This is a genomic window from Microbispora sp. H10836 (assembly GCF_012999525.1).
In the GTDB taxonomy this organism is placed as follows: domain Bacteria; phylum Actinomycetota; class Actinomycetes; order Streptosporangiales; family Streptosporangiaceae; genus Microbispora.
Genome location: NZ_JABBWU010000021.1, coordinates 44,086 through 66,930, shown reverse-complemented (window position 1 = coordinate 66,930; position 22,845 = coordinate 44,086). Strand labels below are relative to the sequence as shown.

The window sequence follows — 22,845 nt, the reverse complement described above, 5'->3', positions numbered from 1 at the left end:
ACGGCCTTGCTCGTGTCGCTTGCGGCCCTGTGGGTCTTCGCCGCGTGGGTGACCGTGCGGGACGGTCTCAACCTCGCGTGGGTGGCGGTCTACGACAGCAACGTCGCCCAGCCGAGTGAGTCCCTGCTGCTGGAGCTGCAGAAGGAGCGGCGCCTGTCGGTCTCCCGCCTGGTGAACCCGGCGCTGGTCCCGTCCGCCGACCTCGCCGTGCAGCGCGGCCGTACGGACGCCGCCGCTGGCGAGTTCCGCAGGCTCGCGAGGACCGACATCATGCGGTTCGCGGCGACCGACGAGCTCCGGAGACGGATCGACCGCACGTTCCGGCAGCTCGACCAGCTCGGTTCCGCGCGGCACGCGGTGGACGCGCGCCAGGTGGACCGGAACAGGGCCATCGACGCCTACAACGACCCCATCGACTCCCTCTTCCAGACCTACTATTCGCTCGCCACGCTCGACGACGACGAGCTCGCGAAAGACACGCGGACACTTATCAGCCTCAACTGGGCACGAGAACTTATCTCGCGTGAAGACGCGCTTTTGGCCGGCGTCATCGCGACGGGCAGGTTCGGCCAGGCGGAGGTCGCCCAGTTCACCCAGCTCGTCGGCGCCGAGCGCAACGTGATGGACCTCGCGCAGGCCGACCTGGAGGAGCCGCTTCCCGACGTCTACCAGCGGCTGCAGAAGAGCGCCGCGCTCGCCCGGCTCCACAGCCTGGAGGATCTGGTCGCGCAGCAGGGCCGGCCCGGCCTGCGCGTGCCCGTCAGCGGAGAACAGTGGCAGTCGGCGACGTCGGCCGTCCTGACCCAGCTGCACGACGTGGTCAGCGGCGCGGGCGAGAAGATGATCGAACGGGCGACCCCCGTCGCCGCCGGCGTCATCATCCGGCTGGTGCTGGCGGGTGTGCTCGGCCTCGTGGCGGTCATCGCGTCGATCGTCCTGTCGGTGACCACGGCCCGGGCGCTGGTGCGCCAGCTGGAGAAGCTGCGCGAGGCCGCGCTCGAGCTGGCCAACGAGCGGCTGCCCGGGGTGGTCTTCCGCCTCGCCCAGGGCGAGAAGGTCGACGTCAAGGCCGAGGCGCCGCCGCTCGACTTCGGGCCCGACGTCATCGGCCAGGTGGGCGCGGCGTTCAACACCGTGCAGGAGACCGCGATCCGCACCGCCGTCGAGGAGGCCCAGCTCCGGCAGAGCATCCGCGACATCCTGCTCAGCCTCGCCCGGCGGACGCAGTCGCTCGTGCACCGCCAGCTCACGCTGCTCGACGTGATGGAGCGCCGCGAGTCGGACCCGGCCGAGCTGAAGGACCTGTTCCGCATCGACCACCTCGCCACCCGCATGCGGCGCAACGCGGAGAACCTCATCGTCCTGTCCGGGGCGTCCCCCGCCCGCGCGTGGCGGCGCTCGGTGCCGATGGTCGACGTCGTACGCGGCGCGCTGGCGGAGGTCGAGGACTACACCCGCGTCACCGTGATGCCGATGGGGGAGACCGCGCTCATCGGACGCGCGGTGGGCGACGTCATCCACCTGCTCGCCGAGCTGATCGAGAACGCGGTGTCGTTCTCCCCGCCGTACACGATGGTGCAGGTGGGCGGCCAGGCGGTGGCCAGCGGGTACGCGATCGAGATCGAGGACCGCGGCCTCGGGATGAGCGCCGAGGACCTGGAGGCGACCAACCAGCGGATCGCCGACCCGCCCGAGTTCAACCTGTCGAGCACCGCCAGGCTCGGGCTGTACGTCGTCAGCCGCCTGGCCGAGCGGCACGGCATCAGGGTGTCGCTCAAGGCGTCGCCGTACGGCGGCACGACCGCGGTCGTGCTGCTGCCCCGCGACCTCGTCATCGAGGGCGAGAACGACGCGCCGGAGGAGGAGACCGGTCACGGTCTCGGACGGCGGGAGCCCGCTGTTCGGAAGATCGCCCTGGTGGGCGTGCCCGACGCGGTTCCCGGACCAGTGCAGGAGGTGGTTCCCGTGCCGAGGGCTCCCGAGCCGCCCAGGCCCGTGCCGAGCGGGCCACCCTCCGGCGGTGCCGAGCCGGACTCGCTCGCGTCCACCGGCGGGTTCACCCCGTCGGGGCTGCCGTTCCGGGTGCCGCAGGCGAACCTCGCCCCCGCGCTCGCCGAGGAGCCGAGGCGCGAGACCGGGGCGGACGACGAGGACCGCTCGCCCGACGACATCCGTAAGATCATGGGCTCGTTCCAGTCGGGGACGAGGCGCGGCAGGTCCGAGGCCGCGAAGCTGCTCGGCGAAGAGGAGGACAACCTGTGACGCAGAAGACCGGGGCCTCCGCGGACCTCGCGTGGCTGCTCGACGACCTCGTCGCACGGATCCGTGAGGTGGAGCACGGCATCGTGCTGTCCAACGACGGCCTGCTGCTGGCCGGCTCGCAGGGCCTGCGCGTGGAGGACGCCGAGCACCTGTCCGCCGTCGCCTCCGGCCTGCAGAGCCTCGCGCGCGGTGTCGGCGAGCGCTTCCAGGGCGGGCCCGTACGGCAGACCATCGTGGAGATGAAGTCGGCCTACCTGCTCGTGACCGTGGCGGGCAAGGGCGCCTGCCTGGCCGTGCTCTGCACGGGAGACGCCGACGTCGGCCTGGTGGCCTACGAGATGGCCATGCTCGTCGCGCGCGTCGGGCAGTACCTCACCTCGCCCGCCCGCACCACGACGGGGAGCGAGGTCCGCCTGTGAACGCCGGATGGCACCCGGACGAGGAGCGCTTACTCGACGCGCCGACCATCCGGCCGTACGTGATCGCACGCGGCCGTACGGAGGCGCAGGACCGCTTCGACCTCATCTCGCTCGCGGTGACGATCCGGCCCACCACGGGAACGGAGATCGGACTGGACCCCGAGCACCAGGCGATCGTGCGGCTGTGCCGCAGGCCGCTGTCGGTCGCGGAGATCGCGGCCCATCTGGACCTGCCGGCCGGGATCGTCCGGGTCCTCCTCGGCGACCTGTTCGACCGGGGTTTCTTGGCCGTGCAGCAGCCCCAACCGGAGACGGACGTGCTCGACGAGCGGATGTACAAGGCGGTGCTCGATGGCCTTCGGGCGCTCTGATTCGCCGCAGGCCCCCCCGAAGATGCCCACGGCGATCAAGTTGCTGATCGCCGGGGGTTTCGGGGTGGGCAAGACGACGATGGTCGGCGCGGTGTCGGAGATCCGGCCGCTGCGCACGGAGGAGACGCTGACCGACCGCAGCGTCGGCGTGGACGACCTGTCCGGGGTCGAGGCGAAGTCCACCACCACGGTGGCCATGGACTTCGGCCGGATCAGCATCGGGCAGGACTTCGTCCTCTATCTCTTCGGCACCCCCGGCCAGGAGCGGTTCTGGTTCGTCTGGGACGAGCTCGCCCGGGGAGCGCTCGGTGCGGTCGTGCTGGCGGACACCCGCAGGCTCGCCGACTGCTTCCCCTCCGTCGACTACTTCGAGCGGCGCGGCACGCCCTTCGTCGTCGCGGTCAACTGCTTCGAGGGCGCCCCGGTCTTCGATTTGGACGAGGTCAAGCTCGCCCTCAACCTCGGCGGGGACGTGCCGATCATGCTGTGCGACGCGCGCAAGCGGGAATCGGGCAAGGAAGTCCTGATCGAGCTCGTCAAGCACGCCTACGGAAAGCGTCCCACCGCCACCGCCCGCTGACGTTTTTCGTCGCATCCTCACCCGGCAGCGTCCGGGTTCCTCCGCGTGCATGGCTTATGACTGCTGTGCGCGAGTTTACGTTTCGTGGCGAGCGGTGTTTTCGTACATGCCTCCGCGCGTCGCCCCTTCCCCGGCCGGGCCCCGCCCTGGTTTCGGCTGTCCGTTAATGCCGCCCGATTGCTGCCTATTCATCCCTTTTAGGCGCAATAGGCCGATCGTCTTGTCCATCGCCGCCGACCATGCGTAACAGGTGGACAACAGCCGTTGATCTGAGCCTTACCCCACTGTAACGTACGCCACATCGCGAAACTATCGGGCGCAAGCCGAAAGTTTCGGTCGGAATCCAGAAGGGAAACCACCGTGAAGTTGAGTCGGCGAGGTGCGGCGCTCCTGGCGGCGTCAGCACTGGTCCTCGGGGGATGTGGTAGTACCGGGAACGACGCCGGCGAGAGCAAGAGCTCAGCCGGCGGCAAGGTGACCGTCGAGTTCTGGAACATCTGGACCACGGACCCCCTGAAGAGCTACGGCGCTCAGGCGATCAAGGACTTCCAGGCCAAGCACCCGAACATCACCATCAAGAGCGTTCCCTACGAGAACGAGGCGTTCAAGGCGAAGCTGACGACGCTCACGCAGTCCGGCAAGGCGCCGGACATCTTCCAGACCTGGGGCGGCGGCGTGCTCGGCCAGCAGGTCGACGCGGGCCTGGTCAAGGACCTGAGCGCCGACACCGGTGACTGGATCGGCACCTTCACCGACGCCGCACTGTCGGCCTACCAGGTCGAGGGCAAGACGTACGCCATCCCGGACGACATCGGCATGGTGGGCTTCTGGTACAACAAGGCGCTGTTCAAGAAGGCCGGGATCGCCGAGCCCCCGGGGACCTGGTCGGAGCTCGTCGACGACGTCAAGAAGCTGAAGGCGGCGGGAGTCACCCCGATCGCCCTCGCCGGCAAGGACAAGTGGCCCGGCCACTACTACTGGGCGTACCTCTCCATGCGCATCGGTGGCCTCGACGCCCTCAAGCAGGCGGGCGAGAGCAAGGACTTCACCGGTCCGGCCTTCGTGGAGGCGGGGCAGAAGCTGAAGGAACTGGCCGATCTCCAGCCGTTCCAGAAGGGCTACCTCGGCGCGACGTACGGCGACCCGGGCGGTCAGGCCGCGACCATGGGTGACGGCAAGGCCGCGATGGAGCTGATGGGCCAGTGGGCGCCCGCGGTCCAGAACGACGCCGGCAAGGGCCTGGGCGACGACCTCGGCTTCTTCCCCTTCCCGGCCGTGGACGGCGGCAAGGGTGCGGTCACCGACGCCTTCGGCGGCGGCGGCGGCTTCGCGATCGGGTCGGAGGCTCCGCCCGAGGCGATCGAGTTCCTGAAGTTCCTCACCGAGAGCACCGAGCACCGCAAGGCCGTCGCAACCGGCGGCCTGCTCCCGGTGCTGAAGGGCGAGGAGGACGCGGTCACGGACCCGAACCTGAGCGTGGTGGCGAAGAACCTCGCCGGGGCCACCGGGTTCCAGCTCTACCTCGACCAGGCGTACCCGCCGGCCGTCGGCCAGGAGGTCAACGACTCCGTGGCCCAGCTGATCGCCGGGACCAAGACGCCCGAGCAGGTGGCGCAGGCCATCACGGAAACGGCGAAGTCGGAGTAACTGCCGCGTGAAGACGACGAGACCCCGGAGCCTCAGGCTCCGGGGGTTCACCACGATCCTCCTGTTCCTGCTCCCCGCCCTCGTGCTCTTCTTCGGGCTCGTCGTGGCGCCGATCCTGCTCGCCTTCTACGCGAGCGTCTTCAAGTGGAACGGCATGCGCGGGCTGCCGACGGACTTCGTCGGCATGGCCAACTTCACCCGCGTGCTGGCGGACGAGGTCTTCCTGGGTGACCTGTGGCGCGGCCTGCTGCTGATCATCCTGTCGGTGGCGATCCAGCTTCCCCTCTCGCTGGGCATCGCCATGCTGCTCAACCAGAAGATCCACGGCAGGGCGTTCTTCCGCCTGTTGTTCTTCGCCCCGTACGTGCTGTCCGAGGCGATCACCGCGGTTCTGTTCATGATGATCCTGTCGCCCACCGACGGCCTGGCCAACTACATCCTCGGCTGGTTCGGAGTCGACCCGCTCGACTGGTTCGCCGACCCGTCGACGGTCATGATGTCGGTGTTCATCGTCATGACCTGGAAATACTTCGGTTTCCACATGATTCTGTACATCGCCGGACGCCAGGGCATCCCGCGGGAGCTCACCGAGGCCGCCCAGATCGACGGCGCGACGGGCTGGAAGACCTTCCGCTACGTCACGCTGCCGCTGCTCGGCCCGACGATCCGCATCAGCGTGTTCCTGTCGGTCATCGGTGCGATCCAGCTGTTCGACCTGGTCTGGATCATCACCGGTGGAGGCCCGTCGCACTCCTCCGAGACCATGGCCGTCACGATGTTCCAGTTCGGCTTCAAACGCTTCCAGGTCGGCTACGCGAGTGCGATCAGCGTGGTGATGTTCTTCATCAGCCTCGTGTTCGCGCTCTTCTACCAGAGATACGTCATGCGCCGCGACCTCGAAGGAGCGAGCACCGTGCTGAGGGACCAGCGATGAGCGCGAACCGTCACAAGCAGTCTCCGACGTCGGGCGGTCCGCTGCGCAGCCTGTCCCTGCACGCGATCGTCGTGATCACGGCGCTGTTCGTCGGCATTCCGCTGCTGTACGGCGTGCTCGGCGGCTTCAAGACCACCCGGCAGCTGTCGAGCAACCCGCTGGGCCTGCCCGACCCGTGGATGCCGGAGAACTACACGAGCGTGCTGGCTTCCGCGTCGTTCTGGCGCATGCTCTGGAACAGCACGTACATCGCGGTGCTGACCACGCTCGTGGTCGTCGCGGTGTCCGCGATGGCGGCCTTCGTGTTCGCGCGGTTCGCCTTCCGGGGGCGCGAGGCGCTGTTCACGATGTTCGCCGCCGGGCTCATGTTCCCGTTCGCGGTGGCGATCCTGCCGCTGTTCGTGCTGCTGCGGATGTTCGGGCTGCTCGACAACCCGCTCGGCGTGATCCTCCCGCAGGCGGCCTTCGGCATGCCGATGACGATCATCATCCTGCGCGGCTTCTTCCGGGCCATCCCGGGGGAGATCGAGGAGGCGGCGATCCTCGACGGGTGCACGTCGTTCGGCTTCTTCTGGCGGATCCTGCTGCCGATGGCCCGGCCCGCGATCGCCACGGTCTCCGTGCTGGCGGTCGTCAACAGCTGGAACCAGTTCATGCTGCCGCTCGTGGTGTTCAGCGACGACAGTCTCTTCACCATCCCGCTGGGCGTCCAGCAGTTCCAGGGGCAGTACGCGACGGACATCGCGCGGGTCATGGCCTACATCGTGGTCGCGATGCTGCCCGCCCTCGGCTTCTACGCCGTGGCCGAGCGTCAGCTCGTCAGCGGCCTGACCGCGGGGGCCGTCAAGGGCTGATCCGCACGCGTCCTCCACCTGCTCCGCCCGGCCACGTCCCGGTTCGGCCGCCCCGGCCGGGAACTGGGGGATGAACGCGCCCTAAGGTGAACGGACGAGGGGAGAACGCGCAGGGGGGAGCACCGATGGCGGAACCGATCGTCCGTGCCGCGGCCGACGCCGACATGCCCGGACTTCGGGCCGTCGCCGACCACTACCGCCTCCTGGGCGCGTGGCCGGAGCGGCCGGACTTCGTGGACGCCGAACGCGAGTTCGGCGCGCTGCTCGTCGGCGAGGTGGACGGCACGATCGCGGGCTTCGGCGGCACGTTGCGCCGGGGGACGGTCACGCACCTCGGCGACCTGTTCGTCCTCCCGGACCACCAGTCGTCGGGGCTGGGCCGCGCGATCCTGTCCCACCTGCTGCCGCGCGACACACCCAAGGTCACCTTCGCGTCCGACGACAAGAGGGCCTTCGCGCTGTACGTCAGGAACGGGATGCGCCCGCGCTGCCCGCTGCTGTACCTCAAGCGGGGGCCGCTCGGCGGCCGGCCCGCGTCGCGGGAGATCGGGCCGGCGGCGCCGGGGGACGCGGACGTCCGCGCGGCGGCGGCCATGGACGCCCACGTCTCCGGCGGGGACCGGACCGCGACGCTGACGTGGTACGCCGGGCTGCCCGGCGTGACCCTGCACGTCAGCGGGGCGGGCTACGCGTTCGCCAGGGTGGCCGGAGACAGGGTCGTCATCGGTCCTGCCGGGGGTGTGACCCCCCAGGACTGCGCCGACATCGTGCTGGAGGCGGTGAACGCGCATCCCCAGGCCGGGCGGGTGCACCTGGCGGTGCCCGGCACGCATCCGCTGCTGCCCTTGCTGCTGGAGACGGGCTGGCGCATCGGCGACATGGACACGCTGATGACCAGTGAGGACTTCATGCGGCTCGACTGCTACACCCCGCATCCCGACCTCGGCTAGACCGGAGCCGGGGCGGCGGGCCGACGGCCCCCGTCCCCGGCCAGGGGGACACCGGGGACGAGGACAGCGGCCGGGGGGACGCGGCAGGACGGAGCCCGCCGGTCGGGGTCACAGCCTCCGCAGATAGTGGGCGGAGGCCCATCCGGGAATGCCGGCGACGGTGTCGACGGCCAGCCAGCCGCGGGTGGCCTCGCAGGCTCCGGCGATGTTCCCGTCGGCCGGTCGCAGCCTGCCCACGGGGGCGTGGTGGACGCCGGCGCCCTCGCGGACGTTGAGGAAGCTGCCCTTGCGCACGTGCCGGAGGCGGTAGATGCACGAAAGCGAGGGCCGCCCGCCGAGGTCGAGCCTGTGGAGGTAGCGGGCGGCGGCGAAGCCCGACGCCCCGCCGGTGGTCTTCACCGCGATCCAGCCGTTGGTGGCGGTGCAGGCTCCCGAGAAGCCTCCGTCGGCCGGTCGCAGTTTGGCGACGGGGGTGTGGCGTATTCCGGCGCCATCACGGACGTTGAGGAAGCCTCCCCTGTGCACGCCCCGGAGCCGGTAGGTGCACACAACACCGGGCCCCCGCCTGCTTTCGTGCACGATCTGCCCGAACGGTCCCGACGTGGTGGGTTCACCGGGACCGGGTGGCCGGACCGCCGGGAGGCCCGGGGCGGGACGTCCCGGGACATCCGACGCCGGGCGGGTCGCGATCCCCGGCGTGTGGCGGCCCCCGGCGTCCGCGGCGGCCCGGGCCGCCCGGGTCCCGGCGGCCGTGCCGGCGCGGTCCGCCACGGCGGAACCGGCCGGGCCCGCGACCGCCGGTGCGGGGTGGCCTGCGAGGATCCACCCCGTGGCGGCCCACGCCGCCAGCGCGGTAACGATGCTTCCGGCGACTTTCACGATCTCTCCCTTCGGTCGGCATCGCCCACGCCCGGCCGGGGGGACCCGGGCCAGTGGTGCTCACCCGAAGTTCTGATCTGATTACCCTGCGTTTACACCTCGGTCGAATTCACGCCCGGATTTTTTACCCGACACACCAGGGAAAAGGGGGCGATCGCGCTTCCCGCCGCGGCTTCATCCGCCGTGCGCGCCGTGGAAGGGCGTGGTCACCCCCTCGTACGCCAGGTGCAGCATCATCCCCAGGTCGGCGTGGCTGAGGTTGTGGCAGTGGTTCATCCACAGCCCGGGATTGGTGGCGCGGAAGGCCACCTCCCACACCTCGCCCGGCCGTACGTCGAAGGTGTCGAGCCACAGCGGGCTGCCGGTGGGGGAGCGGCCGTCACGCGAGAGCACGAGCACCCGATGACCGTGGAGGTGCCAGGGGTGGGTGTCCCGGCCGCGGTTGACCACGGTGAGCCGGACCAGGTCGCCCTCCCTGACCACCTCCGTGGGGATGTCGGGGAAGGCGAGGCCGTTCACCGTGTGCGCGTAGGCCGGCTTTCCGCCGGCGAGCGCGAGCCCCCGGTCGAGGACGAGCGTGAAGTCCCGGTCGAAGCGGCTCCGCAGCGTGTACGGCGTGGGGGCGGGAGTGCCGTACCGGGTGAGGTCGAGTTCCGGCCAGTCACCGGTGGGAGCCGTGGCCGTGCTCCCGCCGCCGGTTCCGTCGCCCGTGCCCCCGCTGTCCGTGCTCGTGCCCGCCGCGCCCTCGCCGGTGCCGGACGGTCCGGGGGTGAGCCGTACGGCGTCGGAGCGGTCGTCGGTCCGCAGGACGGCGGGGCCTGCGGGCATCGTGAACGCGAGGTCGTAGCGGCCGCCCGCGGCGAGCCGCAGGCCGGCCCGGCCGAGCGTGCCCGGCCCGGTGAGATCCGTCCCGTCCACGGCCACCAGCCGGTAGGGCGTGCCCGCCAGTGTGAACCGGTGCGGCGTGTTGTCGGTGTTGATCAGGCGCAGCCGTACGGGCGTGCCGGGCGCGACCTGCCGGACCAGGGGCTGGTCGTGGTCGCCCGTCACCGTCGTGCCGGCGAAGGTGTGCACGGGCAGCGTGAGGTCCACCCCGGTGGCGGCGGCCCCCTTCGGCGTGACGACGAGCGTGCCGTAGAGCCCCATCCGTACGCCGAGGTCGGACACCTCGTGGGTGTGGTACCAGTACGTCCCCGCCTGGGCCGCGACGAAGCGGTAGACGAACTCCCCGCCGGGCGGCACGGCCTCCTGGGTGAGGCCGGGCACGCCGTCCTCGCCCGAAGGCACGTCGTAGCCGTGCCAGTGCAGCGTCACCCCCGACGCGATGTCCGCGTTCCGCAGCCGCACCTCGACGAGGTCGCCCTGGACGGCGGTGATCGGCGGCCCGGGGACCCGGCCGTCGAAGGTCCACGCGGCCACCTTCCGGCCCGACGACAGAGTGACGGTCGCCGTACGGGCCGTCAGCGTGAACCGGCGCACGGCGCCGCCCGGCGGTGGCACGGCCGGGCCGCGCAGGGCCGTCACCGGGCGAACCGGCCCTCCCGCGACGGAGGCCGACGCCCCCGAGACGGAGTGGCCCTCGGAGCTCGGCCCCGAGACGGAGTGGTCCGCGGATGCCGGGTGGCCCCCGTGAGCGGAGGGCGTCTCGGAGCCGGCGGCCCCCGCCGCACCGGCTCCCGCCGAAGCCGCCCCCTCCGCGGCTGCGGCGGTCCCCTCCGTGGCCGGGACGAACGTGAGCGTCACCCCGAGCACGGCGGCCACGGCGGTCGCCGCCGTCGCCGTACGCAGGCCGGGGACGCTCGCGCCGGACGCCCTCCAGGTCACCAGGACGGCCCCCGCGACGACGGCCAGGAGGAGGAGAGCGGTGCCGGGGTCCGCCGGATATCCGACCAGGAAGGTCTGCACGAGCCCGGCCGCCGCCGCGTATCCGGCGCCGAGCAGCGGGACCACCACCGCCGGCGTCCTCACGCCGTGCGGGACCGCGCCCGATGGTGGGCCCGGTCGCCGGGCGGCGCGCAGGACGCGCGGCCCGGCGAGCGCGGTGGCGACGGCCGCCGCCGCGAAGAGAAGCGGCAGGGCGACGGTGACCTTCTCCTGCACGAACCACCAGCCGGCGCCGGCCAGCGCGAGGACGGACCAGACCCGGGCCAGGGACGCGACCAGGGCCACGGCGAACAGGGCCGCGGTCGTCCTCGTACGGCGGGCCGCGGCGGCCACGCCCGCGCTCACCCACGCCGCCGCGGTCAGGACCGAGACGAGCAGGTCGAGCGCCATGAGCCGGTCGGTCGTCATGATGCGGGGACCGGACTGCCCTCCGCGGCGTCCTGCGACCGTGGCTCGGGCTTGGGCCAGGCGAGCCGTCGCGCCCGGCGGAACACGAGCTCGCAGGCGCCGATCACCGCCATGCCGTTGACGGCGTGCAGGCCGAGGATCGCCAGGGAAAGGGGCGTGGTGTTACCGGTGCTGTCGTCGAACAGCCCGCCGATCGCGACGATCAGTGACTGCACGATCACCAGGCCGAGGGGCAGGACGGTCAGCCCGATCTGGCGCCCCGGCGCCCTCGCGGCCGCCGCGGCGGCGGTGGCCACCAGCGACAGCACCGGGATGACCATCATGCCGTTCATGGTGTGCAGAGCGAACGAGGAGTCGTCCTGCGGCTTGTCGAACGCGCCGACGGCCGCGAGGTACATCTGCACGACGGCGGCGGCGAGCAGCAGTCCCGCTAGAGCGGCGTAGACCTTGCGCACTTTCTTTGCTCCCTACGGTCAGCGGATTGCGGGGGATCACGGGGATCGTGTCCCACGCGGGCCGGTGGCGCGTCCCTCACCGAGAGACACGTCGGCTACCGCTGGGGGAGTACGCGGGCCTGCGCGCCGTCCGTCCCCTGGCGGTGTCTCGATGGTGGCCGCCGGGGCCCGTCCGCGTCGTCCCACGCCCGGAGGCTGTCGGGCCTACCGCCCGGGGATCAGCGCCGCACGCCGCTACCGCGAGGGGAGTACGGTCACTGCGGCCAGTTGGCGATGATGGCCGGGGTGATGGCGTCGGCGTAGCACTTCAGGGTCGTACGGCGCGGCCGGTCGAGCACGCAGACCTTGACGTCCACCCGCTTGATCTGGCCGTCGGACGACAGCCGGAAGGAACCGCGGGACGCGCAGGTCGTCTTCGGCCGGGCCCACCCGGTGCCACCGCCGACGTAGTGGAAGCGGGCCCGGACGTAGGCGCAGTGCCCGCTGTGCGCGTCGCGGTCGTACAGCGTGCCCGAGACGACGAACGTCTCCGCGGTGAAACGGGTGGTCCACACGTCGGCCTTGGCGTAGCCGTGGTGGCCGGACCGGGACTGCACCGGACCCCAGTGGATCGGCGGCGCCGCGGCGGTGGTCTGGGCCGCGGTGGTCTGAGTCGTGCTGGTGTGGCTCGTGCTGGTGTAACTCGTGGCGGCGTGGGCGGAAGCGGTCGGCAGGCCCATGGCGAAGGCGGCGGCCAGCAGGCCGACGACGAGGTTCTTGCTCATGTCCGCCGACCCTAGGGTCCCCGACTTGGAAGATCCTTGTCGTCCGCTGGTCTCCCCGCACGATCAGCTCCGGAGCAGGTCTCCGGCCTGTTCGACCACGTCGTCGACCGGGACCTCGGCCACCCACGACTCGTCGTGCGGGCACCGCCCCGCCCGGGGATCGTGCCCGCTGACGCCGCAGACCGGGCAGCGCGCGGTCCAGGAGATCAACGGCCGGTGCAGGGCGCGGGTGAGAGGCCCCGCGTTGATCAGGTTGCCGGACCAGTAGATGCCGACGGTGGCCGTCCCGACCGCCGCGGCGAGGTGGCGGGGGCCGGTGTCGTTGGAGATGACCAGGTCGCACCGCTCGTACAGCGCGGCGAGGCCGCCGACGCTCAGCGTGCCGACCGCCGTGAGCGCGGGCCGCCGCATCGCCGCCGCGACCTCCTCGACCACCTCCCGCTCCTTCTCGATGCCGGTGATCACGACCGGGCGGCCGAGCCGGTCGGCCGCCTCCGCGAAGGCGCGCGCCGGCCAGCGCCGCCGGGGGTCGCTCGCCCCGGGATGCAGCGCGACCAGGCCGCGGGGCGGCTCGCCGTACACGCGGGCGAGTTCGGCGCGGTCGGCGCCGGTCACGGCGATCCTGGGCTCGTACACCTCGGCCGTGCCGCCGACCAGCGCGGCGACCTCCAGATAGCGCAACGTCTCGTGCTGGTAGTAGACGTACGGCACGCACAGGTCGAGCCGTACGGCGTCGGGCGCGCACAGGCCGGCCGTCACGCGGGCGCCGATCGCCCTGACGAAGGGGTTGGAGTTGCGCCCGCCGCCGTGGATCTGCACGGCGAGGTCGAACCGGTGCTCGCGCAGCTCCTCGAACAGGCTCTGCGGCGCCTCGTGCCCGCTCTCCGCCGACGAGACCCCGGAGATCGGCGGCAGGGCGACGACGTCGTCGACCGGACCCGGCCTGCCGTCCAGGAACCCGGCGTGCCAGGGGATGCCGAGGAGGGTCAGCCGGGCCTGCGGGTAGGCCCGGCGGAGCGCCTCCAGGGCGGGCATGGCGAGAACCAGGTCGCCCAGGGCGTTGGCCCGCAGCACCGCGATGCGGCGCACCCCCTCGATCAGCGCGCCCATGCCGTCTCGAACACGTAGTCGTAGCACTCGGCGCTGCGGTCGGTGACCGTCGTGGGCAACTCCATGTGGTAGGCCCGGCTCGGCAGCAGGCCCGCGCCGCCGTACCTCTCCATGACGCGCAGCTGCGCCGCGACGTCCTCACCCGCGTGCCGGGGCGGCACCGACCGCCAGAAGTCGAAGCCGCCGCACTCCAGCAGCCGTTCCCGGTCGTACAGCACGCAGCCGCCGATCCAGGCCACCTTGTACGGCCGCCACTCCCCGGGGCCCGGGACGCCCAGGTGCTCGCGCGCGAGGTGCAGCGGGTTCGAGGCGTTGTGCAGGGTGTGGCGCCGCCAGGCCGGCGACTCCCGGCGCACCCGCTCGGGCCGCACGCCGTCCGTCCACTCCTCGTACGGCGCCAGCTCGGCGGGGCGTACGTCGTCGCGGTAGGACAGGCCGTGCAGGGCGTAGCCGACGAAGCCGCAGCGCAGATCGCTCATCGCGGACAGCAGGACCTCGATCGCCTCCGGCTCCAGCCAGACGTCGTCGTCGATGTAGAGCGCCAGCCGCCGCTCGGCCCGGCCGAGCAGGAACGCGCGTTGTTCCGCCATGCCCCGCGGGGGCAGGTGGTGGTGGACGGCCGCCGGCCTGTCCCGGTGGCCGAGGATGCGCAGCTGCGCCGCCACCAGCGGGTCGTCGGCGACCGGCGCGTCCGACTGATCGGAGATCACGACGCGGAACCCGGCCACGGTCTGCGCCGCGAGGCCCGCCAATGTCACGCCCAGCGCGCCCGGGCGGTCCTTCGTGGGCACGAGTACATCCAGGTCAGACGGGGCGAACATGCGCGCGTGATACCCCTGGGGTGATCCGGCAAACAGCGCCGTCAGCCGCCCACCCCGGCCGTGTCCTTCTCCTCCGCGCGCGGCCTCGGTGGCCGTGCCCCGCCGTAGCTCGCCCCGCCCCGGCTAGAGCGGCGGCTCGACGCAACGTGGTCGTTCGTGTCCGGCCACCCGCCGATGACGGGGAGGGGCGACGTCAGGAACGGCGGTCGGAGAGGCGTCCGGGGCTGGGGAACCTGATGTACCGGCGGCCGGCGCAACCGGCCGCGCGCCGCTCCTCCGCCGCTTCCTCCGCGGGCCGCCACCGCCCGTTCGTGTGCGCGGGGCCGTGCGCGTCCGCGCAGTGTGGTTCGGCGGCCTCGGGGGACGACTCGCCGATTGCGAGGAGCTCCGGCGGGGCGTGGTCGACCTGCAGGGTGGTGTGGTCGATGCCGTACTCGTCGTGGACCATCCGCTGCGCCGCCTGCCGTACGGCGTGGCAGTCGGCGCCGGGGGCGACCAGGATGTGCGCGGACATGGCGGGGTAGCCGCTGGTGACCTCCCAGATGTGCAGGTCGTGCACCTCGACGACGTGTTCCAGGGCGGCGGCCTTGCGGCCGATCTCGGCGGGGTTCATGCCGGCCGGAGCCGCCTCCATGAAGACCCGGCCGGACTCGCGCACCAGGCCCCATCCGGCCTTGAGCATCAGGGCGGCCACGACGAGGGCGGCCAGGGCGTCGGCCCGGCCCCAGCCGGTCGCCCAGATCACCGCGCCAGCGGCGGTGGTGGCGATGAAGGCGAACAGGTCGTTGAGGATGTGCTGGAAGGCGCCCTCGACATTGAGGCTGGCGCGGTTGGCCTTGTTCAGCAGCCAGGTCGCGGCCAGGTTCACCGCGATCCCGGCGATGCCGGTGGCGACGACGTACGCGCCTTCGACCTCGGGGGGCTCGATCAGCCTGCGTACGCCCTCGTAGACGAAGTAGACGCTGAGCAGCAGCAGCGTGATCCCGTTGATCTGGGCGCTGATGATCTCGGCGCGTTTGAGGCCATAGGTGAAGCCGCCCTGCGGCGGGCGGGCGGCGATCCGCATGGCCACGATCGCGAAGGCGATGGCGATGGCGTCGGTGAGCATGTGCCCGGCATCGCTGATCAGGGCCAGGGAGTGCGCGATGACGCCGATGACGACCTCGACCGCCATGAAGCCGACGATGAGCGCCAGCGCGCCGGTCAGCAGACGCCGGTCGGCCTCGGCGCTCACCGCGTGCCCGTGCCCATGCCCATGACCGTGACCGTGCTCGCGCGCGTGCTCACGGCTCGCGTCCTTCCCGGTCTCACCCATCGTCCCGGTCCTTCTCCTCATGTCCGATGTGCGTGATCGCCAGGTCGAACAGCAGTCGCACGTGCGAGTCCGCGAGGCGGTAGTAGGCCATCCTTCCCGCACGCCGCACCTTCACCACGTTGTGGACCCGCAGCAGGCGCAGGGCGTGGGACGCGGCGGACATGCTGTGGCCGGTCGCCGCGGCGAGATCGCACACGCACATCTCGCCGCCCTCCAGCAGCGCCGCGATCAGCCGCAACCGCCCGGGATCGGCCAGCAGCCCGAAGATCTGCGCCAGGTCCTCCACCGTCTCAGCGGCCGGCATGGCCCTCCTGACGGTCTCCACCCGGCCGGCGTCCACCACCGGCAGCGCACAGGAGTCGGCCGTCACGAGATCCACAACACTTGAACGATCGTTCACGTGTGAGAGTGTAGGCGACGGCCGGCGCATGTCAACGCCTCCCACCCGGTGGCCCGTACGGCCGTCGTCCGGCGGATGACAAGATCGGCGCATGAGCACCACCGATCCAGTACTGCGGGCCCTGGTCTTCGCCGTGTCCATGGCGAAGGAGCGAATGGGCGTCGCCCTCGCCGTGAACGGCACGGTCATCACCGGCCATCTCGTCTCCCCGGAGGAGTACGCCGACGCGGTGATCGAACAGATCCGCCGGTCACACGCCGAGGAGATACCCGCGGGCCAGGGCCCCGAAGGCTTCTTCATGCGCATCGCCGAGAGCGCGAAGGAGCGCCGCGAGCGCCACCGTGCCGCCGCGCTCGCCGGCGACTTCGACTCCGGCTCGGAGCAGGACCTTCCGGACTACCTCCACCTCGTCGACGCCTTCACCGGCGACCGCCCGGCGGGCGGTGCCGGAGCGACCTGGAGGATCCGTCTCGAAGACGTCGGCGGCTGGTCGCTCGCTCAGGTCGGCACCCCGGACGGGCGACCGGCGTGACGTCCCGCTCGGCCCCTGCTCCCTGAGGAGCAGGGGTCGAGCGGAGGTTCACGGCTGGAACGATCCCGCCGCCGACGTCTGACAAGGGCAGTCATTGGGCCTTCACTGTTAGGAAACTTTCTTTTATATTTGCGCCACCCCCCAGCAGTGAGGAGCACACATGCGAAGAACGCTGACCTTCCTCGCGACGGCGACGATCGCCATCGGCGCCACGGTGTTCGTCGCCTCACCGGCTCAGGCGCACGGCTACATCTCGTCGCCCCCGAGCCGCCAGGCGATGTGCGCCCAGGGCCGCGTCCCCAACTGCGGCGACATCGTCTACGAGCCCCAGAGCGTGGAAGGGCCGAAGGGGCTGCGCAGCTGCAGCGGCGGCAACGCCCGATTCGCCCAGCTCGACGACGAGAGCAGGCCATGGCCGGCCACCAGCGTCGGCAACACCGTCACCTTCACCTGGTCGCTGACCGCCCGCCACGCCACCAGCACGTGGGAGTACTACATCGGAGGCACGCGGGTCGCCGTCTTCGACGACCAGGGACGCCAGCCTCCCGCCACCGTCAGCCACACCGTGAACCTGAGCGGACGGACGGGCCGGCAGAAGGTCCTCGCGATCTGGAACGTGGCCGACACCGCCAACGCGTTCTACGCCTGCGTCGACCTTCAGGTCGGCGGGGGCGGGACGCCCAGTCCCACGCCCACTCCGTCCCCGACGCCGACGCGTACTCCGAGCCCGTCTCCCACGCCGACGCGCACCCCCACGCCCACTCCGACCGTTCCCGGCGGCACCTGGGCCGCCGGGACGGCGTACAAGGTGGGCGACCGGGTCACCTACGGCGGGGCGACGTACCAGTGCAGGCAGGCCCACACGGCGCTCGTGGGCTGGGAGCCGCCGAACGTCCCCGCGCTGTGGCAGAGGATCTGAGATGAGCGGGCGGACCCGTGGTGCGCGCGGCCGCGGGTCCGCTCCGGACGGCCCGGCTCCGGCCGCCTCGGCCGGGGTGTCGCGGGCGTCGCGGGTCAGGCGACGTGGAGGTGCACCTCGGCGCCCTGCATGAAGGCCCGCGAGTAGGGGCACTCGCCGTGAGCCTGCTCCACCAGCCTGCGGGCCGCCTCGGGCTCGACCCCCGGCAGGCGTACGGTCAGGTCCGTGGCGATCGTGTAGTCGTCGGCGGTGCCCCGCTTGCGCAGCGTGACGGCCGTGTCCACGGTGGCGTCGGCGGTCCGGACGCCCTGCCGACCGGCCACCAGGGTGAGCGAGTTGTGGAAACAGGAGGCGTAGGCCGCGGCGAGCAGCTGCTCGGGGTTGGTCGCCCCGCCCGGCCCGCCGAGCTCCCCGGGTGCCTTGATGCGGACGTCGAGCATGCCGTCGTCCGACGCCACCTTGCCGAGGGCGGAGGAGGCCCGGGCCGTGTACAGGTCGTCGTAGGATTCGCCGCCCTCGCGGGCCGCCTGCCGTCCGAGCCGGTCTGTGGAGTGGTCTCCGGGTAATTCCCCGGTCAGCTCCGCCTCGACTCCCGGCCCCGAGTAGTCGGGCCCGGGCGCCCGATCGCTCGGCAGATGGGTGAATCGCCGTATTTCCTCGCTCATAGCGCATCCCTCGTCCGCTCACGTCGCGCCCCGGTCGGGATCGGCGGTCACGTACCCCCTGAGCGGCCCGATACCGGACCTCGGAGGCAAAAGTTCCCATCAGCGGCGGCTCAGTGTCCCTGTGCTACGGTCCCGGCAGGCATTCCCCAGCAAACGGTGAAATCTCTGTCATGGCGGCGAGGGGTGGGTTCGGTATGAGTGGGGCTGTCCGATGGGGCGTCCTCGGAACGGCGGGCATCGCCGCGCGGGCGTTCCTGCCCGCGTTGCGTGAGGCCGGCGGGGGTACGGCCGCCGTTGTGGCGGGCCGCGACCTGTCCCGTGCCGAGGAGTTCGCCGCGCGGAACGGCGTCGACCGGGCCGTACGCGGCTACGAGGCCGTCATCGAGGACCCGAGCATCGACGCGGTCTACGTCCCGCTGCCGAACGCCCTGCACGCGCCGTGGACGATCGCCGCCCTGGAGGCGGGCAAGGCGGTCCTGTGCGAGAAGCCGCTGTGCCTCACCCCCGCCGAGGCCGGCGACGTCATCGAGGTCGCACGCCGGTCGGCCCGGCCGCTCTGGGAGGCGTTCGTCTTCCCCTTCCACCCCCAGACGGCGCGGCTGCGCGACCTGCTCGCCGAGGGCGCGATCGGCGACCTGCGGGAGATCTGGTCGACCTTCCATTTCACGATGGAGGGCACCGTGAACATCCGGCTCGACCCGGCACTCGGCGGCGGCGCGCTCTACGACGTGGGCTGCTACCCGGTGCGGCTCGCGCAGCTGCTGTTCGGCGGTGACGCCGTCGCCGGCCACGCCGTCGTCGTCAAGGGCGAGGCGGGCGTGGACATCGAGACCGCCGGGGTCCTGGAGTTCGGCACCGGCCGCCTGATGATGAGCTGCGGCTTCGACCTGCCGTTCACGACGTACACCCGCCTGGTCGGCACCGGCGGGGAGATCCGGCTGACCAACCCGTTCCACCCCGAGCCGCACGACGGGCTCGAACTGTGGCGTGCGGGACGCCTGGTCGAACGGCACGAGCCGGGCGGGGGGACCGCGTTCTCCTGGGGCATCCGGCACATCCACGAGGTGCTGCGCGGAGAGGCCGAGCCCCGGCACACGGCGGCCGACGACTCCCTCGGCACCGCCCGCGCCCTCGACATGCTGCGCTGACCCCGCCGCCGATGTCACCCCATCCGGGAGGCGGCCACCCGTGGTATGCATGGGCGATGGCGAACCCCCGGCCGTACGACGCGGTGCTGTGCGACCTCGACGGCGTCATCCGTTTCTTCGACCACACCGAGCTGACCGAGCTGGAGCGCGCCGCCGGTCTGGGCGAGGGGACCACCATGAAGGTCTTCTTCGCGCCCGATGCGGTCCGGCCGGCGCTGCTCGGGCGGATCACCGTCGAGCAGTGGACGGAGGCGGCCGAGGCCGCACTGGCCCTCCAGGCGCCACCGGAGCGGGCCCGCGCGCTGGTCACGGCGTTCGTCAAGGCGCCGGCCCGGGCGGACGAGGAGGTGCTCGGCCTGCTGCGCCGGGCCCAGGCGCACGTGCCCGTCGTGCTGGTGACCAACGCGACACTGAGCCTGGAGGACGACCTCGCCTGGCTGGGGCTGGCGCACTTCGCCGACGAGGTGGTCAGCAGCGCCCTGACCGGGGTGGCCAAGCCCGACCCCCGCATCTACGAGATCGCCGCCGAGCGCGCGGGCGTTCCGGCCGGGCGCTGCCTCTTCGTCGACGACCGGGCGGAGAACGTCGAGGCGGCCAGGGCACTCGGCATGACGGCCGTCCTCTTCACCGGCGCGCCCGGCCTGGAGACGGCGCTCGCGCCGCTGCTCGGCTGACCCGGCCGCCCCTGACGGGAGGCCTCCGGTGCGCGCGGATCAGTCGCGTACGACGCCGGAGACGACGGTGGTCACCATCCTGTGGACGGCGTCGGCCCGCGGCGGGCCGCCGTCCCGGTCGGCGAACAGCAGGTGCGAGGCGCCGAGCAGCGTGGGGGCGAGCGTGTCGACGTCGGCGTCCGCCGCGATGCGGCCCAGATCGCGCTCGGCCGTCAGGTAGGCGGCGAGCATGGCCGCCGCCTCCGTCAGGAGCGGAAGGCCGGGGCCCGGCCTGGCCTCGCGCAGCCGGGCACGTAGCCCGTCCCGGGAGATGATCAGACCGACGACCGCGACGGCGACCGACCCGAACAGGTCCGTCAGCACGCCGGTGAGGTTGCCGGCGACGGTGCCGGTCCCGGCGGCCTGACGCAGGGCGGCGGCCTGGGCGTCGACCCCGGCGATGCCGTCGAGCACGAGCTCGGCGAGGAAGGCGTCGAAGTCGGCGAAGTGCCGGTGCAGGACGCCCTTGGCGCAGCCCGCCTCGGTGGTGACCGCCCGGCTGGTCAGCGCGCTCGGCCCGTCCCTGAGCAGGACGCGCTCCGCGGCCGCGAACAACTGCTCCCGCGCGTTGTGGAGGGCAACCCCCGTCGGCACCGTTCCGTTCCTCTCGTCCGTTCGTCGACTGTATCCGGTTTGACGAGTGGGCATGCGCCCACTCATAGTGGGCGTATGCCCACTTCACTTCCCGAGAACGAACCGCACAAGGCCAGGGGAATGGCGGAGTCGTTCGGCGTGGACCCCGAACGCTACGACCGGACCCGGCCCCCCTATCCCGCCGCGATGGTGGAGGAGATCATCGCCGCGAGCCCCGGACGCGAGTTCCTCGACGTCGGCTGCGGCACCGGCATCGCAGCCCGGCAGTTCCGGGAGGCCGGGTGCACGGTCCTCGGCGTCGAACCCGACGCGCGGATGGCGGACTTCGCGCGCCGCGACGGGATCGAGGTCGAGGTGTCGACCTTCGAGGCCTGGGAACCGGCGGGCCGTACGTTCGACGCGGTCGTCGCCGGGACTGCCTGGCACTGGGTCGATCCGGTCGCCGGGGCGGTCAAAGCGGCCGAGGTGCTGCGCCCGGGCGGCCGGCTGGCGGCGTTCTGGCACGTCTTCGAGCTCCCACCGGCCGTGGCGGAGGCCCCCGCCGCGGTCTATCGACGGGTGCTGCCCGGTTTCCCCGCGCAGGACCGGCCGGCGGGGCCGGCCCTCGACGGATACCGGCCGTTGTTCGCCAAGGCCGCCGACGGGATCGGGAAGGCGGGCGCCTTCGGCGATCCCGAGGAGTGGCGGTACGACTGGCAGCGGTTCTACACCCGCGACGAGTGGCTGGACCAGATGCCCACGTCCGGCGTCCTCACCCGGCTTCCACAGGACACGCTCGCGGAGGTGCTGGCGGGCGTGGGGGACGCGATCGACGCGATGGGCGGCGGCTTCACGGTGTCCTACGTCACGGTGGTGGTCACCGCGGCACGCGGGTGAGCATCACGGGCGGGATGTCCGGAGACGGGATGATGCTCACCGAGCCGGCACCCGGCCGCCACCGAGGAATCAACTTGTAGTAATGACTCGCGGTCAGCTTCGAATCGGAGACGCTCTCGATTCGAAGGAGAACCATGCGCCGGCGACTCGTCCTGATCGCCGCGATCGTCTTGATCGCCCTCACTCCGAATCTCGCCGTCCCCGCCCAGGCGGCGTCGGGGCCTCTGGTGGTGGCCCATCGCGGCGCCTCCGCGTACGCGCCGGAGAACACCGTCGCCGCCTTCGAACTGGCCCGAGACCAGGGCGCGGACATGTTCGAGCTCGACGTCCAGGAGACCAGGGACCACCATCTGATCCTGATGCACGACACGACGCTCGGACGTACGACCGACGCGGAGAAGGTCTTCCCGGGCCGGTCGCCCTGGCGGGTCGGCGATCTCACGCTGACCGAGATCCGCAGGCTGGACGCCGGCTCGTGGTTCTCACCGCGGTACGCGGGGGAGGCGGTGCCCACGCTCGGCGAGGCGCTGCGCGCGATGCGCGGCAGCGGGCTCGGCCTGTTGCTGGAGATCAAGGAGCCCCGGCGCTACCCCGGGATCGAGGCCCGGGTGGCCGAGGAGATCGGGCGCGACCCGGCCTGGCGCGGCCGGATCGTCGTGCAGTCGTTCGACTGGGACTCGATGCGCCGCTTCCACCGCCTGATGCCCCGTGTGCCGATCGGCCTGCTCGGCACACCGCCCGCCCGGGACCTGCCCGGCCTGGCCCGGTTCGCCGACCAGGTCAATCCGCCGTACGCCGGCGTCACGGCGGAGTACGTCCGGCGCGTCCACCGGCTGCGCATGAAGGTCCTCGCCTGGACCGTGGACGACCCCGGCGTCGTACGCCGCCTGATCGGCGCGGATGTGGACGGCGTCATCACCGACAGACCGGACGCCGTACGAGAAACTCTCGAGATGACGGCGGCGCTCAGACGGGGTAGGTCACGGAGGTGAGCCGCTGGGAGACCTCCCACAGGCGCTGCCCCAGGCCGCTGTCGTGCGCGCGGGCGGCCGCCCTGACCCACTCGGGATATCCGCGGATCTCGAACAGGCCGCCCGGACCGTAGTAGTCGCCGCCGAGCCCGCACCGACGCGAGCGAGGCCAGGTCCAGGCGCACCACGTCGACCGTGGCCTGCGGCGCGTCGCGGCGGATCCCCGCCGGCCGCCATGCGTGAGCTCATCACGACGCACGGGCCGGAGGCCGGGATGGACGACATCGCGGCGGCGGCCGGGGTGGCCGTGGGCACGCTCTACCGGCACTTTCCCACCAAGAACGACCTGGTCGACGCCATCGTGACCGAGCTGG

Annotated in this window: 24 protein-coding genes and 1 pseudogene; 15 read left to right on the top strand and 10 right to left on the bottom strand. The window is 72.0% G+C overall.

The window, feature by feature from the left end; translation table 11 throughout:
• The first annotated feature begins 12 nt into the window (after window positions 1–12).
• From HHX30_RS31360 to HHX30_RS31325, 8 genes are all read left to right on the top strand, one after another.
• The gene (locus HHX30_RS31360; protein ID WP_311922954.1) at window positions 13–2,262 is read left to right on the top strand and encodes a nitrate- and nitrite sensing domain-containing protein; all 2,250 of its coding nucleotides are present in this window, start codon (window positions 13–15) and stop codon (window positions 2,260–2,262) included.
• Entirely contained in the window at window positions 2,259–2,681 is a 423-nt protein-coding gene (locus HHX30_RS31355) for a roadblock/LC7 domain-containing protein (protein WP_169986437.1), read from the top strand. Before HHX30_RS31360 ends, HHX30_RS31355 begins: the two co-directional genes overlap by 4 nt.
• On the top strand, window positions 2,678–3,052 hold the full coding sequence (locus HHX30_RS31350; RefSeq protein ID WP_169986435.1) for a DUF742 domain-containing protein: 375 nt from the start codon (window positions 2,678–2,680) through the stop codon (window positions 3,050–3,052). Before HHX30_RS31355 ends, HHX30_RS31350 begins: the two co-directional genes overlap by 4 nt.
• A complete protein-coding gene (locus tag HHX30_RS31345; protein WP_169986433.1) occupies window positions 3,033–3,632 on the top strand; it encodes an ATP/GTP-binding protein in 600 nt (199 codons plus the stop codon). The genes HHX30_RS31350 and HHX30_RS31345 overlap by 20 nt, the downstream gene beginning before the upstream one ends.
• Window positions 3,633–3,992: 360 nt before the next feature.
• A complete protein-coding gene (locus HHX30_RS31340; protein WP_169986430.1) occupies window positions 3,993–5,279 on the top strand; it encodes an extracellular solute-binding protein in 1,287 nt (428 codons plus the stop codon).
• Between the two features lie 7 nt (window positions 5,280–5,286).
• Complete coding sequence (locus tag HHX30_RS31335) at window positions 5,287–6,213, top strand: carbohydrate ABC transporter permease (protein WP_169986428.1); 927 nt, start codon at window positions 5,287–5,289, stop codon at window positions 6,211–6,213.
• Complete coding sequence (locus HHX30_RS31330; RefSeq protein ID WP_169986426.1) at window positions 6,210–7,067, top strand: carbohydrate ABC transporter permease; 858 nt, start codon at window positions 6,210–6,212, stop codon at window positions 7,065–7,067. The genes HHX30_RS31335 and HHX30_RS31330 overlap by 4 nt, the downstream gene beginning before the upstream one ends.
• Before the next feature lie 125 nt (window positions 7,068–7,192).
• Window positions 7,193–8,017: a GNAT family N-acetyltransferase gene (locus HHX30_RS31325; protein WP_169986424.1), complete on the top strand. Its 825-nt coding sequence runs from the start codon at window positions 7,193–7,195 to the stop codon at window positions 8,015–8,017.
• A gap of 108 nt (window positions 8,018–8,125) precedes the next feature.
• Here HHX30_RS31325 and HHX30_RS31320 read toward each other — a convergent pair whose 3' ends face one another.
• The 8 genes from HHX30_RS31320 to HHX30_RS31285 all read right to left on the bottom strand — a co-directional run bounded on the left by HHX30_RS31320 (window position 8,126) and on the right by HHX30_RS31285 (window position 16,053).
• Window positions 8,126–8,896: a hypothetical protein gene (locus HHX30_RS31320; RefSeq protein ID WP_169986423.1), complete on the bottom strand. Its 771-nt coding sequence runs from the start codon at window positions 8,894–8,896 to the stop codon at window positions 8,126–8,128.
• Between the two features lie 174 nt (window positions 8,897–9,070).
• The gene (locus HHX30_RS31315; protein ID WP_169986422.1) at window positions 9,071–11,188 is read right to left on the bottom strand and encodes a multicopper oxidase family protein; all 2,118 of its coding nucleotides are present in this window, start codon (window positions 11,186–11,188) and stop codon (window positions 9,071–9,073) included.
• Window positions 11,185–11,643 (bottom strand): DUF6220 domain-containing protein, encoded by a 459-nt coding sequence (locus HHX30_RS31310; RefSeq protein WP_169986421.1) that lies wholly within the window; start codon window positions 11,641–11,643, stop codon window positions 11,185–11,187. The genes HHX30_RS31315 and HHX30_RS31310 overlap by 4 nt, the downstream gene beginning before the upstream one ends.
• 254 nt (window positions 11,644–11,897) lie before the next feature.
• Window positions 11,898–12,407 (bottom strand): hypothetical protein, encoded by a 510-nt coding sequence (locus HHX30_RS31305; RefSeq protein WP_169986420.1) that lies wholly within the window; start codon window positions 12,405–12,407, stop codon window positions 11,898–11,900.
• Window positions 12,408–12,470: 63 nt separating this feature from the next.
• Window positions 12,471–13,517, bottom strand: coding sequence for a glycosyltransferase family 9 protein (locus HHX30_RS31300; RefSeq protein ID WP_169986419.1), 1,047 nt, complete (start codon window positions 13,515–13,517; stop codon window positions 12,471–12,473).
• A complete protein-coding gene (locus HHX30_RS31295; protein ID WP_169986418.1) occupies window positions 13,505–14,338 on the bottom strand; it encodes a glycosyltransferase in 834 nt (277 codons plus the stop codon). Before HHX30_RS31295 ends, HHX30_RS31300 begins: the two co-directional genes overlap by 13 nt.
• A gap of 193 nt (window positions 14,339–14,531) precedes the next feature.
• The gene (locus HHX30_RS31290) at window positions 14,532–15,653 is read right to left on the bottom strand and encodes a cation diffusion facilitator family transporter (protein WP_169986417.1); all 1,122 of its coding nucleotides are present in this window, start codon (window positions 15,651–15,653) and stop codon (window positions 14,532–14,534) included.
• Window positions 15,646–16,053, bottom strand: a complete 408-nt coding sequence (locus HHX30_RS31285) for a metalloregulator ArsR/SmtB family transcription factor (RefSeq protein ID WP_310742183.1) — start codon at window positions 16,051–16,053, stop codon at window positions 15,646–15,648. Before HHX30_RS31285 ends, HHX30_RS31290 begins: the two co-directional genes overlap by 8 nt.
• A 91-nt stretch (window positions 16,054–16,144) precedes the next feature.
• Here HHX30_RS31285 and HHX30_RS31280 point away from each other — a divergent pair, with 91 nt between their 5' ends.
• Both HHX30_RS31280 and HHX30_RS31275 read left to right on the top strand, forming a co-directional pair.
• The gene (locus tag HHX30_RS31280; protein ID WP_169986415.1) at window positions 16,145–16,585 is read left to right on the top strand and encodes a hypothetical protein; all 441 of its coding nucleotides are present in this window, start codon (window positions 16,145–16,147) and stop codon (window positions 16,583–16,585) included.
• Between the two features lie 160 nt (window positions 16,586–16,745).
• On the top strand, window positions 16,746–17,504 hold the full coding sequence (locus HHX30_RS31275; protein ID WP_169986413.1) for a lytic polysaccharide monooxygenase: 759 nt from the start codon (window positions 16,746–16,748) through the stop codon (window positions 17,502–17,504).
• Window positions 17,505–17,599: 95 nt separating this feature from the next.
• Here the strand turns inward: HHX30_RS31275 and HHX30_RS31270 are convergent, their stop codons facing one another.
• A complete protein-coding gene (locus HHX30_RS31270; protein ID WP_169986411.1) occupies window positions 17,600–18,169 on the bottom strand; it encodes an Ohr family peroxiredoxin in 570 nt (189 codons plus the stop codon).
• Between the two features lie 194 nt (window positions 18,170–18,363).
• On the opposite strand from HHX30_RS31270, the gene HHX30_RS31265 reads away from it, so the two are divergent.
• Together HHX30_RS31265 and HHX30_RS31260 are read left to right on the top strand one after the other, a co-directional pair.
• Window positions 18,364–19,317 carry a Gfo/Idh/MocA family protein gene (locus HHX30_RS31265; RefSeq protein WP_169986409.1) on the top strand — a complete coding sequence of 318 codons (954 nt, stop codon included), beginning with the start codon at window positions 18,364–18,366 and terminating at the stop codon, window positions 19,315–19,317.
• Between the two features lie 56 nt (window positions 19,318–19,373).
• A complete protein-coding gene (locus HHX30_RS31260) occupies window positions 19,374–19,991 on the top strand; it encodes an HAD family hydrolase (RefSeq protein WP_169986407.1) in 618 nt (205 codons plus the stop codon).
• 39 nt (window positions 19,992–20,030) lie between these two features.
• Here HHX30_RS31260 and HHX30_RS31255 read toward each other — a convergent pair whose 3' ends face one another.
• Window positions 20,031–20,624, bottom strand: coding sequence for a TetR/AcrR family transcriptional regulator (locus HHX30_RS31255; protein ID WP_169986405.1), 594 nt, complete (start codon window positions 20,622–20,624; stop codon window positions 20,031–20,033).
• Between the two features lie 75 nt (window positions 20,625–20,699).
• On the opposite strand from HHX30_RS31255, the gene HHX30_RS31250 reads away from it, so the two are divergent.
• From HHX30_RS31250 to HHX30_RS43510, 3 genes and pseudogenes are all read left to right on the top strand, one after another.
• Window positions 20,700–21,500: a bifunctional 2-polyprenyl-6-hydroxyphenol methylase/3-demethylubiquinol 3-O-methyltransferase UbiG gene (locus HHX30_RS31250; protein WP_169986404.1), complete on the top strand. Its 801-nt coding sequence runs from the start codon at window positions 20,700–20,702 to the stop codon at window positions 21,498–21,500.
• Window positions 21,501–21,634: 134 nt separating this feature from the next.
• Window positions 21,635–22,492 carry a glycerophosphodiester phosphodiesterase family protein gene (locus HHX30_RS31245; protein ID WP_169986402.1) on the top strand — a complete coding sequence of 286 codons (858 nt, stop codon included), beginning with the start codon at window positions 21,635–21,637 and terminating at the stop codon, window positions 22,490–22,492.
• A 214-nt stretch (window positions 22,493–22,706) separates the two neighbouring features.
• Window positions 22,707–22,772 (top strand): annotated as a pseudogene (locus HHX30_RS43510) (hypothetical protein); the annotation flags it as partial.
• Between the last annotated feature and the right edge of the window lie 73 nt (window positions 22,773–22,845).